General features: G+C 69.1%; 9 protein-coding genes and 2 pseudogenes. 6 read left to right on the plus strand and 5 right to left on the minus strand.

The genetic code is table 11. The features are described from left to right. The first annotated feature begins 104 nt into the window (after nt 1-104). On the plus strand, nt 105-1,001 hold the full coding sequence (locus POF73_RS32425) for a GNAT family N-acetyltransferase (RefSeq protein ID WP_272122600.1): 897 nt from the start codon (nt 105-107) through the stop codon (nt 999-1,001). Between the two features lie 258 nt (nt 1,002-1,259). Here POF73_RS32425 and POF73_RS32430 read toward each other — a convergent pair whose 3' ends face one another. Continuing rightward, the gene (locus POF73_RS32430) at nt 1,260-2,147 is read right to left on the minus strand and encodes a Gfo/Idh/MocA family protein (RefSeq protein WP_272122601.1); all 888 of its coding nucleotides are present in this window, start codon (nt 2,145-2,147) and stop codon (nt 1,260-1,262) included. A 154-nt stretch (nt 2,148-2,301) separates the two neighbouring features. After that, nucleotides 2,302-2,815 (minus strand): annotated as a pseudogene (locus POF73_RS32435) (TetR/AcrR family transcriptional regulator). Here POF73_RS32435 and POF73_RS32440 point away from each other — a divergent pair. Further along, complete coding sequence (locus tag POF73_RS32440) at nt 2,757-3,455, plus strand: oxidoreductase (RefSeq protein ID WP_272122602.1); 699 nt, start codon at nt 2,757-2,759, stop codon at nt 3,453-3,455. The pseudogene POF73_RS32435 and the gene POF73_RS32440 sit on opposite strands and share 59 nt — an antisense overlap. Before the next feature lie 209 nt (nt 3,456-3,664). Here POF73_RS32440 and POF73_RS32445 read toward each other — a convergent pair whose 3' ends face one another. Then, the gene (locus POF73_RS32445; RefSeq protein WP_272122603.1) at nt 3,665-4,843 is read right to left on the minus strand and encodes an acyl-CoA dehydrogenase family protein; all 1,179 of its coding nucleotides are present in this window, start codon (nt 4,841-4,843) and stop codon (nt 3,665-3,667) included. Between the two features lie 867 nt (nt 4,844-5,710). On the opposite strand from POF73_RS32445, the gene POF73_RS32450 reads away from it, so the two are divergent. The 3 genes from POF73_RS32450 (at nt 5,711) to POF73_RS32460 (ending at nt 10,221) form a co-directional block, all read left to right on the plus strand. Continuing rightward, nucleotides 5,711-6,931: a serine hydrolase domain-containing protein gene (locus POF73_RS32450; RefSeq protein WP_272122604.1), complete on the plus strand. Its 1,221-nt coding sequence runs from the start codon at nt 5,711-5,713 to the stop codon at nt 6,929-6,931. Beyond that, entirely contained in the window at nt 6,928-8,544 is a 1,617-nt protein-coding gene (locus tag POF73_RS32455) for an alpha/beta hydrolase (RefSeq protein ID WP_443049671.1), read from the plus strand. The genes POF73_RS32450 and POF73_RS32455 overlap by 4 nt, the downstream gene beginning before the upstream one ends. Before the next feature lie 168 nt (nt 8,545-8,712). After that, nucleotides 8,713-10,221, plus strand: a complete 1,509-nt coding sequence (locus POF73_RS32460) for a DUF4246 domain-containing protein (protein WP_272122605.1) — start codon at nt 8,713-8,715, stop codon at nt 10,219-10,221. Between the two features lie 333 nt (nt 10,222-10,554). On the opposite strand, the pseudogene POF73_RS46360 reads toward POF73_RS32460, so the two are convergent. Further along, a pseudogene (locus tag POF73_RS46360) lies at nt 10,555-10,965 on the minus strand (NmrA family NAD(P)-binding protein); the annotation flags it as partial. A gap of 54 nt (nt 10,966-11,019) precedes the next feature. On the opposite strand from POF73_RS46360, the gene POF73_RS32465 reads away from it, so the two are divergent. After that, nucleotides 11,020-11,265 (plus strand): hypothetical protein, encoded by a 246-nt coding sequence (locus POF73_RS32465; RefSeq protein ID WP_272122606.1) that lies wholly within the window; start codon nt 11,020-11,022, stop codon nt 11,263-11,265. 51 nt (nt 11,266-11,316) lie between these two features. On the opposite strand, the gene fxsT is transcribed toward POF73_RS32465, so the two are convergent. Beyond that, complete coding sequence (gene fxsT / locus POF73_RS32470) at nt 11,317-13,653, minus strand: FxSxx-COOH system tetratricopeptide repeat protein (protein WP_272122607.1); 2,337 nt, start codon at nt 13,651-13,653, stop codon at nt 11,317-11,319. Nucleotides 13,654-13,844: the final 191 nt, after the last annotated feature.

The following is a 13,844-nucleotide window of genomic DNA, read 5'->3' on the forward strand; positions in this document are numbered from 1 at the left end:
CCGTGCAGATCAAGTCCTTCCAGCGCTCCCTTCTCCACCGTCCCGGCGTACTTCGTTCCATCTGACCGGGAGCGCTCCAAGTAGCCCGTATCCCGGAGGAATCCGTGACCGATCTGGTCATCCGTACGCTCTCTGCCAGCGACGCCCATCTCTTCGACGCACACCCCGATCCGCTCGGTGCCCGTGAAGGCCATCAGCGGACCGTGTTCCGCCCCGAGTGGAAGCGGGTGGCCCTGCGCGACGGCACGGTCGTCGCCCGCGGCGCCTGGTGGGGCGGCCCCGACGAGTCGGAGCCCATCAACATCAACTGGTTCGATGTGACCGAGGGCGAGGAGGAGGCCGGTGCCGAACTCCTGCGTTCCGCCCCCTGGCAGGTCGAACTGGAGATCAACCTGCCCGGCGGCTGGCGCGACGAGCCGGGCCTGAAGGCCGCCGCCGAGACCCGCTTCACCGCGGCGCGTGCCGCCGGATACGAACTCCTGGTGGAGCGTTTCCTGTACCGCTGGACGCCGGACCTCGGCCTGCCCGAGCGCCCCGGGCGCCTACGCTTCCGTGCCGAACCCGACGACGCCGTCTTCTTCGACGCGGTGCGCCGCATCCACTCCGTCACCCTGGACGCCCACTCCCTGCGGGCCATCGAGGAGGGCGGCCTCGACCTGGCCGCCCAGGAGGAGCTCGACTTCTTCCACTGGTGCCCCTCCCCACGGGAGTGGTGGCAGCTCGCCCATACCCCGGCCGGCGACCTCGTCGGCATCCACATCCCGGCCCACAACTCCTCCGGCCCGACCGTCGGCTTCATCGGGGTCGTCCCGGAACAGCGCGGCCACGGCTACGCCTACGACCTCCTCGCCGAGTGCACCCACTTCCTCGTGGAACAGGGCGCGGAGCTCGTCACCGCGGCGACGGACCACGGCAACTTCCCCATGGCCGCGAACTTCTCCAAGGCGGGTTTCCCCGTCGTCAGGGAACGGATCAACTTCCATGCGGCGGAACGGTCGTAGGAAGGCGTCGGTGCCTCGGCCGTAGGAAGTCGGCGGCGCCTCGGCCGTAGGCATTGGCAGCGTCGTAGGCATCCGTAGCAAGGAGCAGCACCGGGCGGGCGGTCCGGCCCGGCCCCGCCGGGGTTCGGGCCGGACCGACTGTCAGAATTCAAGCCCCCGTACCCGACCCGCCGGTCACCCGAATCCCGACCCCAAGCAGCGGTGAGGGCCTACCGGGGCACCTTCGGCCCCTCCAGGCCCTCGCCGCTGCCGGCGCCCTCAAGCCCTGCCGCTCAACACCCTTTCGGCAGCCGCCAGAATCTCGGTCACCCGCAACCCGAAGCCCGCGTCGCACGCGTGCGCGTGCCCGGTGCGGGCGGCGGCCAGCAGCGCGTCCCCGGCGTGGATCAGCGCGGACACCGCGCTCGCGGTGCTCTCCGGGAGCAGCGTCACCCCGGCAGTGCCCCGCAGTTCCACCGTGGCTCCCGCCGCCGCGGGCGGCGCCGTCAGGCTCAGGGCCAGTGTGCTCGACGCGCCGCCGGCGTGGTCGAGGACCAGATGGACGGTGTCACCGGGCCCGTGCGCGGCGGCCGCCACCTGCCGTACGTCACCCAGTACCGGCAGCAGCACGGACAGGGCATGAGGACCCACGTCCCACAGCGCCCCCTTTTCCCGCCGCCACGGCGAGGCGGCGAACGGGCTGCCCTCACCGCTGAACACCGCGCCGAGCCACTCCGCCCGCCCCGTGAACCAGCCCTCCACGGTGGCCTGTTCGGTGATCCACGCCTCGGTCTCCGGCTGGAAACGCGCGGTGAAGAAGACGACCGAGGCCACACCGGCTTCCTCGGCGGCCTCCACGACCGTCCGTCCCTCCGCCACCGTCAGCGCGAGCGGCTTGTCCAGCAGCAGATGACAGCCCGCCCGAGCGGACCGCACCGCCAACTCGGCCTGCACGGCGGGCGGCAGGGCCACGGCGACGGCGTCCACGTCGGCGAGCAGCGCGTCGACGTCGTCGTAGGCGGGGACGCCGTGGCTGTCGGCCAACTCCTTGGCGGCGGCGGCACGTCGGCCCCATACGCCCGCGAAGTCCAGTCCGCCGTGCCGACTCAGGGCGGGGGCGTAGGCCATCTGGGCCCATGGTCCGGTGCCGAGCAGTCCGATGCGCATACCGCCGCCTCTCATTTCCCCCGGTCGGGCCATGGAGAGCGAGCGTGTCACACCGACCAGCAGACCGCGCAAGCGGATGGGCGGCCGAATTCGGCTACACCGGCGATTCGGCTGAGGGCGCCTTCGTGCTCTGATCGCGCGGACCGGGCTGAAGTCACAGCAATCGGTCGACCAGCCCGTCGACGTACTCCGGGGTGAGCGGGCCCATGCCGAGCAGGGCGCGGACATACATGGGGGGCCATCACGTGGTCCAGCACGCCGAACGCGTCGGGTGCGTGCTCACCGCGTTCGCGAACGCGATCGAGCATGGACTGCAGTTGCCGGGTGCGTTCGGCGAGGAGGGCGTCACGTGCCTGCAGGCCCTGTTGACCGTTGCTGGACAGGGCGACGGCCAGGCGCAGCACCGCCAGGCCGTCGGGTCCGGTGATCTCGCGGTCCACGTTGGCCGCGTAAGCGCGCAGGTCGCCGGCCAGGCTCCCGGTGTCGGGCATCGGCGACTGCGCGTTGAGGCGGGTGAGCGCCACGTCGGTGAGCAGGGTCTCCAGGTTGCCCCATCGGCGGTAGATGCTGCTGTCGGCCACGCCCGCACGGGCTGCGACCTCGCCGACGGTGAACTTTCCGTACCCGCGCTCGCTGCCAGATGCGATCGCGCCGACCGTCGCGGCGATCGAGGACCAGCTCGGTGCCGTCGACGTACTCGTCAACAACGCCGGCTACGGCGTCGAGGGCACCTTCGAGGAGACCCCGCTCGGCACTTTCCGCCACCAGTTCGACGTCAACGTCTTCGGTGTCGTCGCGGTCACCCAAGCCGTCCTGCCCCGCATGCGTGAGCGGCGCGCCGGGCACATCCTGTTCGTGACCTCCATGGGCGGTCTGCGCGCGTTCCCCGGCCTGGCGGCCTATCACGGCTCCAAGTTCGCCGTCGAGGGCATCGCTGCCACGCTCGCCCAGGAAGTCGCGCCGCTCGGCATTCACGTCACGTCGATCGAGCCCGGCTCCTTCCGCACCGACTGGGCCGGTCGCTCCATGCACCGTGTCGAGAGCACCATCGCCGACCACGACCCGCTCTTCGCCCCGATCCGCGAACGCCGCATCGACATGAGCGGTCGGCAGCTCGGCGATCCCGCCCAGGCCGGTCGCGCCCTGCTCGCTGTTGTCGAGGCCGAGAAGCCGCCGACCCACCTCATCCTCGGCGGTGACGCGCTCCGGCTGGTAGCTGACGCCCGCTCCGCCTTCGACGCGGAGACAGCTGCTCGGAGCGAGCTGTCGAGCTCCACCGACTACCCCGACGCGGAACAGATCGCGTGAGAGCCACTGGGTGGCATTGACGGCTTCCAGCGGGCTCTGGCACAGATCTTGGGGACCAGGCGCGCAGAGGGGACAGCGTCGTCGTTTGCATGCGGCGGTCACGAGCCCGGCTGTCCGGTTCATATGAAACCCACGGCGGCGTCGGGGACTGGATCCCTGTTGGAGTCGGCCCCGGGTGGTCGGGATCCCGGTCGACGGCCCCCGGATGGTCAGGTCAGGTCGAGGAAGCTCCACCGGGCGTCCGGCTGGGCACCGCTCAGCCACTTGCCGCAGTTCTGGAGCACGACCGGGCTCGACGTGATGTGCTGCGCTCCCGTCCCGAGGTCGCGCAGGAAGCGGTCGACCGGGCCGCGGCGGATCGCCTCCGAGCCGGCCCAGCGGTGCACGGTGCGGCCCACCTCGTACACGGTCGAGGTCGTGTGGTTCAGGACGAGACGGATCAGAGTGTCCTGCTCCGTGCTTGGCAATTCGCCCTGGTCCAGTGACTGTTCGACGCCCTGCCAGACGTCGTTCACCCAGGCCCGCGCTGCCCGAAGTCTGGCCTCCGCCGTCGCGTACTCGGCGTGGAACTGGGAGGTGTCGACCGCGGCGCCCCGCGAACCGGTCCGCGCCGCGGCGACCTGTTTCAGCTCGTCCAGGAGACGCCGGCCGACACCGAGGGCCCAGCCCGTGTGTCCGATCGCTGACATGTTGACCAGGCCGAGGCGGTAGACGGCGCCGCCGTTGACCGGGGTGTCCGTGGTCGCGACGTAGGTGTACTCGTGCGGTACGTACACATCGGTGCAGTGGTAGTCGATGCTGTGTGTCGCACGCAGCCCCAGCACGTCCCAGTTGCCGTCCAGGGTGACCTGCGACTTCGGCATCGCGAGGACCCGCAGCTCACCGGTGTCTTCGACCTGGATCGCGCTGTGGATGTGGGTGGCGTGCGCCATCCCGGAGGCGAACTGCCACTGGCCGCTGACCCGGTAGCCGCCCTCCACGGGGACGGCCCGGCCGGGGCGTGTGCCATGCCCGGAGAGCAGCGCGTACTTCCCGTTCGGCACGTCGGGGAACAGTTCGGCCGCTGCGTCCCCGGCGAGGTACGCCGCGGTGGTCCCGGTCATCAGCTGCAGCGCGAACATGGTCCACCCGGCCGCGGCGTCGTGGTAGCTCACCCGCTCCGCCGTCTCGATCAGCTGCCGCGGCGCGAACTCGTATCCGCCAAGGCTCAGCGGGAGCTCGGCCCGTACGATCCCAGTGTCCAACAGCGCCTGCGCCGTGTCCTCCGGCAGCCTCCCCAACTCCTCGGCGGCATCGGCCCGTTCATCGAGTACCCCGCCGAGCCCATCGATTCGCTCCAGCACCCCCGCCAGTTCCGCACCGACATGCAGCCGCCCCTTGCCCCCCATGAAATTCCTCTCCTTGTGGCCCGGTTCCCGATCGTCTCACGCACTCGCCCGGCGGCCCGGTCCGCAGGCTCCAACCGGACGGAACAGTACGGCTGTTGAGGTCTGCGTCGTCCGCCCGACTCATCTCGTCGAGCCGCGGGCACCTGTCATTCGACGTCGGCGAGCGATCCAGTGCATGAGCGGAGGCCGGCAGGTGTAGCCCGCTGAGCCCGATGTCACGAAGAACGTGCCTGTCCATATGCCTGAGGGTGTGCCGGATGACGCGCTTCGACGCTTCCCGCTGCATTGCCCCGCACGCCGGCGGGATCCTCCACGAGCCGCCGCGAGACCGTGTCCACCAGGAAAGCCCTGTGTGGGATGCAGTACGACACGGATGTAGATCTTGATCGGTTCCTTGCGGTCCTTCAGCCCGTGGTCCTGAAAGTAAGCGGCTTCATGGGTGAACTCCTATGCGTTGTGAACAACGGGGCCGAGTGGGACTACGCCGGCCGGACGTTGCGTGCTTGGCGGCGTTGCCGTCGGCCCTGGACTTCCTGACGGCCCGGAGGCCTGGGCCGTGGTTCCTCGGCCTCGGCCATGCGGGCCGGTCGTGATGTGCATGGCCTTCGGGAACTGCTGGACGACTCCGGCGAGGCTGCCGTCGATGAGGGCGGCGACGCCTTCGGCGGTGCTCAGGTCCGCCGCGTCCGTATGCGCGCCGGTCTCCTTCAACTCGGCTGTGAGAGCGGGGCCATGGCCGCCGAGTCGGCGGCGTTTCTGCCCCCCCCGGGGGGGATGCCCCCGGTTCCGTGCTGTGGCTGCCCCCACCTGCGAATCGGCTGCCTGCCCGAGTGACCCCGCAGTGGTGCCTGCCTAGCGTTGTGGCGCATGACACCCTCCCTCATCGCCTCGACGCTGGGCAGATGCACCGGCGCGGCAGCCGTGTTGGCGGCCCTCGTCGCGCCCGTCGCTCCGGCTGCCGCACAGCCGCCCGCTGCCCAGCAGCACGCTGTCTGCGGACCGCACGGCGAACTGCGTCAGGACCTGCGCACGCTCACCGATCGCGACCGGATCACCGGTGCCGCGGTCCTGATCACCGACGCCGCGGGCGCACCCTGCGGGAGTTGGACCGAGACGGCAGGGACGGCCGACCGGAGAACAGGCCGCCCCATGAACGCCACCGACCGGTTACGCGCCGGCAGCGTCACCAAGACGTTCACCGCGACGGTCGTGCTCCAACTCGCCGCCGAGCACCGGATCGCGCTCGACGCTCCCGTCGACCGCTACCTGCCCGGTCTGATCCGGCAGAACGGCTACGACGGCCGCCGGATCACCGTACGGCAGCTGCTGCGGCACACCAGCGGGTTGCCCGACTACCTCGACGCCCCCGAATGGGAGCACCCCGAACGCATCCGGCACCGCCACTTCGAGCCGCGCGAGCTCGTCGCCCGCGCCCTCGGCCTGCCGCGCCCGCACGGGGAGTGGCACTACGCCACCACCAATTACCTTCTCGCGGGCCTGATCATCCGCGAGGTCACCGGCCACTCTCCCGAGGCGGAGATCACCCGCCGCGTGATCCGGCCCCTCGGGTTGGACGACACGTACTGGCCCGGGGACGACACGCGCATCCACGGACCGCACTCGCGTAGCTACTTCACCGCCGAGGACGGCCGCCTCGCCGACGGCACCGACTGGAACACGACCTTCGGCGGGGTCGGCGGCGCACTGGTCTCCACACCCGCCGACCTGACCCGGTTCATCACCGCGCTTCTCGGCGGCCGTCTGCTGCCCTCGGACCAACTGGCCGACATGCGGCGGACGGTGGCCGCCGACCCAGAGCGGCTCTGGCCCGGCGCCCGCTACGGGCTCGGCCTGATCGCCTCCCCGCTGCGCTGCGGCGGCCTGTGGTGGGGGCATGCGGGGACCGTGCCAGGGGGCCACCGGGCGCTGACGGCCGTTGGCCCTGGCGGGCGGAGCGTCGCCGTCGCGCTCAACGAGATACCGGCCACGCTTCAGGCCGAAGAAGACTTCCTCGAAATGGTCCAGACCGCCTTCTGTGAAGAGCGGCCTTCCGAAGGAACAGAACCAACAGAAGGGGAACATCAGTGATCCGTTCAGCCCGATCTCCCCGCTCGCCGCAGGGCGCTCCGGGAACGGCGAGAAGGGCGGGAAAGGCGAGAAAGGCCGTCCTGGGCCTGGCCGCCGCCGCTCTCGCCCTCACCGCGCTGCCCGCCACGGCCCTCCCGGCCCAGGCAGCCTCCGACCCCCTCGCCCGCTACCACCACCAGCGCCTCGACTGGAAGAGCTGCGTGCTCGGCCCGAACGACGCGACCGGCAAGGAACTGGAGCAGGCGGGCGCCCAATGCGCCGACGTGACCGTGCCCTTGGACTACAGCGACCCCGACGGCCGTACGATCACCGTCGCGATTTCCCGGATCCGCGCCACCGACACCGACCACCGCGTCGGCCCGCTGCTGCTGAACGGCGGCGGCCCCGGCGGGCAGACGCTCGGTGACCCGCCGTGGGTGCACAAAGCGATGAAGGAGGTCGGCGCACGCTACGACGTGGTGGGCGTGGATCCCCGCTTCGTCGGCCGCAGCACCCCGCTGGACTGCCACTGGCCGACCGGCTCCGCGTTCCGGAGCCCCGGCGTCGACCGCGCCGGGTTCGACCGCATGGCGGCGTTCTCCGAGGACCTCGCCCAGCGCTGCCGACGGCACGCGGGTGACACGCTGCCGTACGCCACCACCCGGAACACCGCGCGCGACCTGGACGTCATCCGCGCCGCGCTCGGTGAGCGGCGGATCTCCTACCTGGGGTACTCGTACGGCAGTTACCTGGGCGAGGTGTACACCACGATGTTCCCCGGCCGCACCGACCGGGTCGTCCTGGACGGTGTCATAGACCCGGACCGGTACGGTCCCCGGCTGCTGCGGGGCACGGAGAAGGCCAACCGCCACGCACTGCAGGGCTGGGCCTCGTGGGCCGCCGCCCGTGACGCGACCTACGGCCTGGGCCGCACCCGTGGGGCAGTACTGGCGGTCGTCGACCGCGTCCAGGCCGCCGCAGCCCGCACACCGTTACGGCTCGGCGCCCACCGGGTGGACGAGCACCTAGTGCCCCTCATCGTCTTCAACGGCCTCTCACAGGACAACGACGGCGCTTACGGGGACTTCGCGCAGGGAGTACAGGACATGCTGCGCGCGGCGGAGGGGCACCGTGTCACCCCGTCCCCGTGGCTCGACGAGGTTCTCAAGTTCGAGCTGACCGGAGCCGACTCCCACTACGGCAGCGTCCAGACGGCGATCCTGTGCGGTGACCTGGCCGCCCCGCGGGATCCAGAGCTCTACTGGCGCGACATCCAGCACGCCCGCCCGCGGGACCCGTTGCTCGGCCCCGTCACGAACAACCTCAACCCATGCGCCTTCTGGGACCCGCCCCGCGAGCGCCCGACCACCATCAGGGACGACCTCCCCGCGCTTCTCGTCAACGCCACCGGAGACCCGCGCACCACCTACGACGGCGCCACAGCGGTGCGCCGGACGTGGTCCTCGTCCCGCCTGGTCACCCTACGAGGCGCCGACCAACACGCGGTGTACGGCGTCTACGGCACCCCGTGCGTCGACGCCACGGTCAACACCTACCTCGCCACCGGCCACCTCCCGGCCACCGACGTCACCTGCGACGCGCGTGCCGGTGAGCGCCGGGCTGCCTCGCGGTGACCGAGGAACTGCCCATCAAATGCCCGTAGCTGATGATCCGTCACGCCGACAGCGGACCTGGCTGGCGACGCCTGCAGCCCCCGCCTGCCCCTCGCGACCACGGCTGCGGTGTCAGTCTGCTGAAGTATCCTTCCCGCCACCGCACACCGACTGGGAGGACCAAGAGAATTGACTGGCCTGTCTGCTTTCCCGCTGCCCTTTCAAGCTTCACGTTCCATATCGTTCGCGACACCCCGAACGCTGCGGGAACTTCAGATGATGCAGTACAGCTCACTCATTCGGGAGAAGCCGGGCTGGTTCGCCAAGATGAACGATGCCGACATCGTCGCCAGGTGGACACAGGAAGCGATCGCCCAGGGCCTCACCGAAGCTCAGGTCCGTTACGTGCTTTCCGAATTCCTGCATTACGCCGCGCTACGGGACGCACGAACCGGCATCGAGGTGTCCGCCGTCGACGGGGTGTGGCAGTCGGACACACTGGTCGACGACAAGCTCAGAGCCCGGCTGCGTGAGGCGGTCCGGGTTCTGGAGCAGGTCCCCGAAGCAGAAAAGGACTGGCATCCCGGATCCGACGGCCAGGTTCTGGACCTGGTTCATCCCTCACTTTTCTGCCTGGTGAGAGAGGCGAGCGGTGCGCCCGAGAGGGCTTGGAAGAACCCGACGGACCGCTACTCGAAGTACGAATTCTCGGAGAAATTCCAGTGGCTGCCCACGGACGTCGACGTCAGTGACGACGGAGAAGTCGCCTTCCGCTCGTACGTCAACAACGTCCACCCCGAGACTCATCGCGAACTTGCCTCCGTCCTGCCGGACCTGTTCGCGTGCTTGCGCCCGCTGCTGGAGAACGTGCTCACCGATCTGCGCCATCCGCGGCCCCTGCGGATCGAGGCCGATCCTTACGGGTGGTACGACTCGGAGCCTGAGTATCCGGACAAGTCCTCCTACAGTGATGATGGGGCCTACGCAGAAGCCCGCCGTGCTTGGGAGGAGGCCCAGGACGACTGGTGGGAAAACCGCCGCCCGGTCATCCCGGACGCTCCGGACTTCACCCCGCCCGAGCCCCCCGATGAATCCGCCCGAGTCGACCTGCGCGGCCGCGGTCTCCAGGTGATCGTCAAACTCGCCACCATTCATCTCACCCCGGACAAGCCCGAGTACCCCGGCGGTTCCTGGCATGTCGAGGGGATGATGAACGAGCGGATTGTCTCGACCGGAATCTACTACTGGGACAGCGAGAACATCACCGAAAGCCGGCTGAGTTTCCGGGCGGCACTCGACGACCCGGGATACGAACAGAACGACGACAACGGCCTGCGTGAGGTCTACGGCCTGGAGGACGAAGACGCACTGAACCAGGTGCTGGGGTCGACATCGACTCCAGCGGGCCGCTGCCTGGCGTTCCCGAACATCCTGCAACACCGCGTCGGCTCATTCCGCCTCTCGGACCCCACCCGCCCGGGATACCGCAAAATTCTCGCGTTCTTCCTGGTCGACCCGTCGGAAAAGATCGTCTCGACATCCGATGTTCCGCCGCAACAACCATGGTCCGACACCTCGACCATGACGCTTGAACAGGCCAAGAACTACCGCGAACAACTCATGCAGGAACGCAAGTTCTTCGTCGACGAACACAACGAGCAGCTCTACGAACGAGAATTCTCCCTCTGCGAGCACTGAACCTTTCCATCCTGAATACGTGCAAGTCAGAAGGGTGTGGACGGCCTGGGTGACGGTTGCCTCGGCCACTAATCCGGTGCAGACACGCACCCTCACCCAGCCACGAGTTTCACGTAACGGCGGAGGTACTTCGGCGCGAGGGTCAGCCGACCAACTCGGCGCGGTGCGCCGCGAAATAGTCGGTGACCGGGGTGGCCGGCTGACCGGTGAGCCGGGCGTGATGTGACCAATGCGTCCGTCTCGGCTGTTGCTGGGCAGGACCCCGGTGGCCACGGCCCTGGGAGCCACCCCGACCAGGGTCAGCATCTCGATCCATACGTTGAGGCGCAGCACCGTGAACGGCAATCCGGATTCGGCCAGCAGCCGTTCGGTGGCCCCGTAGTCGGGGACGAGGGGGTTGGGGTGGCCCGGGTCGCGGGCGCGAGTGATGGAAGTGAAGAGGACGTGGCCCACGCCCGCCTTCACGGCGGCGTCGATCGCTCGGGCGTGCTTGGGCAGCCGGTCGTCGGTGCCAATGCTGATGATCAGTAGCCGTTCCACGTCGTCGAGGGCCCGGACCAGCGTGTCTGGTTCGTCGAAGTCGGTATGGCGAGTGCGCACGCCCAAGTCGGCGCTCCTGTCCGTGGTGCGGGACAAAGCCAGGACGTGCGCGGCGTCGATGCGTTGGATGAGATGGCGGACGGTTGAGCTGCCCAGTTCTCCCGAGGCTCCGCTTACTGCGATCAAGAGAGGCTCCTCTGCCATATGCGTAGCCTGATGATTGGTGATGGGGCTTCGGGCTCGTGAGAAGGCACATTGATGTCACCCCTCCACGAAGCTCCGTCAGACGAACCCGTCGCCGGCGTCAGGGTGCCGGTCACGGTCGATGATCACCAGAAGTGTCCGGCGACGGCGCTGCTGCGCCGGATCGGCGACAAGTGGAGCGCGGTGCTGCTGTCGCTTCTGGCGCAGCGCAGTTACGGCGTCAACGAGCTCGACCGGTCGGTCGACCAGGGCCTGAAGCAGCTCGCTCCCGGGCCGCGTTCACGTCGTCCAGGACGGTGAGGTGACACCAAAGGCCCGGGCAAGCTCCGCTGCGTCGATTTGTGGGCCAGATTATTGCTGGGCGTGGGTTCCTGCGTGCTGGTCAATGGATTCCGCCGCTCTGTGACGGATCAGATCATTGCCGTCGGCGTCCGTGACGAATGCGTGCCCCTTGATGGGTACGGCACTCGTGTCGTAAAGCTCGCCAACCGCAACGACCTCGCTGTGTCCTTGGCAGCCGTCGCGTTTCAGCAGACGGTTGGCCAGAGCGAAGGCCTCCTCGGTCTTCGGGTGGGTCTTGCCCAGCCGGGTATTGAGGATCAGCGCGCCTCTGCGCGCGAGGTTCGCTGCGGTTGGGTCGTTCAACGCGTGCACGGCTCGGGCCTTGAGCAGCAGTGCGTACCCGATGTAGAGATGGTCCGGCGCGTAACTGGCCTCACGGATCCGTAGCGCCCGAGAGATCAGCGGCACGGCCACGGCGTGGTCGCCCAGGTCGAGGTGGACACTCGCCAGTGCTATCAAGTCGAAGCTCACGTACGGGTCTTCCGGCCCGTACGCCGCCTCGTCGATCCGCAGCGCCCGCTCGGCCAACGGCACCGCCGCCTCATGATCACCGAGAAGGTGGCGAATTCGCGCCAGGGTGGCCAAGTCCGTCGCGATGGCGGGACTGTCCGCCGGCAGACAGGACTCGTGCAGTCTCAGAGCACGCTCCGCCAACGGACGCGCTCGCTCCGGCGCGCCGCGGTCCCGGTGGATCTGCGCCAGGGTAATCAGGTCGAAGCCGATTTCCGCGTCCCTCTGTTCGAGCGATTCGTCGATCGTGAGGGCACGTTCACACAGGGGCAGCGCCACCGAATGGTGCCCGATCGAAAGGAGGAACGCCGATGCCAGCCTCAGCAGCGTCGCCGCCTCCGCAGCGCATTCGGTCGGCGGCTCGTCCTTGGTCACCACGAGAGCGTGCGGAAGGAGTTCCTGCCATCGCGATCGCGCATCCGGATCACCGTGGATGTCGTGCGGCACGCTCGCGAGCAGCGCCCGGCACAGTCGCCCCCGAGCGTCGGTGCGCACGTCGTTCGGTATCGAGGCGCGGATGGCGGCCTGCACCAGCCGGTGCAGCACCAGGGATGAAGCTCCGCGCCTCGCGAGCCCCAGGCCGGCCAGAGCACCGACCGTCGTGTCCCACGCCACCGGGTCGGCCGCGGCCGCAACCAGTGTTTCCGTGCTGCCGCCGAACAGCTCCAGCGGGATCGGCTCCGGGGCCAGCAGGGCACACAGCTCCAACAGCCGCATGGCCTGCGGCTGCTCGATCTCCAGCCTTCGCACACTGAGTTGCCACAGGGTCGCGACCACTACCGTCGGCCGGTCCGCCGGCTCGCCCAGCGCGATCATGTCCTCCAACCGCGACGTCAGCAGAGCCAGGTACCGCTCAGGCGCAGTGTGGTTGTAGTCCATGTACCCGGCCGCCTGCTCCAGCGCCAGCGGCAGGTCCCCCAGGCGCTCAGCGATCCGGTCCGCCACCTCCGTGGTCATGCCGCACACCCGCCGGGCCAGCAGCTCCACCGCTTCCCGCCGGGTGAACACGTCCAGGTCGATGACGCCCGCTCTGCTCGACCAGCCGCGCAACCTGGTCGTGACGATGATGTGGCCGTTGCTCCCCAGGTCACCCGAGGGCAGCGCGTCCACGAGCGGGCCAGGTCTCTCCCCGTTGTCGAAGATGATCAACCAGGGCTCGTGGTCCAGTAATGCCCCGTACACCCTTGGGATGACCTGCTCGGAGTTCACCTCCGCCAGTCCCAGCTCCCTGCCCAGCGACGCGAACTGCGACGCCACCAGATCGGGATCCTCGGCGTCCACGAACGCCACGAACCGGTATTTCGACCGGTAGAGGTAGGCGTACTCAACCGCAAGCTGCGTCTTGCCGACACCACCCAGCCCGTGCACGACCTGCATCGCGCCGCCGTTGCCCGAGGTGAGGCGCTGCCGTAACTCCCGCAACGTGGCGTCACGGCCGGTGAAGTTGATGTTGCGCGGCGGCAGCCGGTACGTCGCCAGACGGAGCCGCGAGCCCGAAGAACGCCCCGCCGGTGGGCGGACCTCCCTGACAGCGGTCTCGAACAGGTCAGTGAGCGTGGCATGGTCACCCCGCAGCCGCGCGAGTTCCTCCTCCAGGGAGAGGTCGATCTGACCGGCCTGCGCGGCGCGGACGCACGCGGTGACGTAAGCCGCGACCCGTTCCCACGGGGGCGGCTTGGTGAACTTGCCTGCCAGCAGGTCCGACAGCGACGACCGGGTGAGGACGCTTTTCTCGTCGTAGGCCAGCAGTTGCGCCTGGGTGGGTGACCCCGAGGACGTGCGTAACCGCTGCAACCGGTTGACGAACCAGCTCTGTGGTGAGCCCGGTTCCCTCATATACGTCGCTTCCCCCGTCCCGCTCTCCGGAATCGTCCGGACTTCGGAGTCCAAAAATGTAGCTCATCCAGCGGGGGAGCCCAGCGGATCCGGGGTCCTCCGAGACTGCCGTGGCCGAGCGGCGCCAGCCCTCAACGTAGACGGCGGCGCGGTCAATGACCGGGCGGCGCCACTGACGGCGCGTCAGTAAT

The organism is Streptomyces sp. HD (genome assembly GCF_028369295.1).
GTDB lineage: Bacteria > Actinomycetota > Actinomycetes > Streptomycetales > Streptomycetaceae > Streptomyces.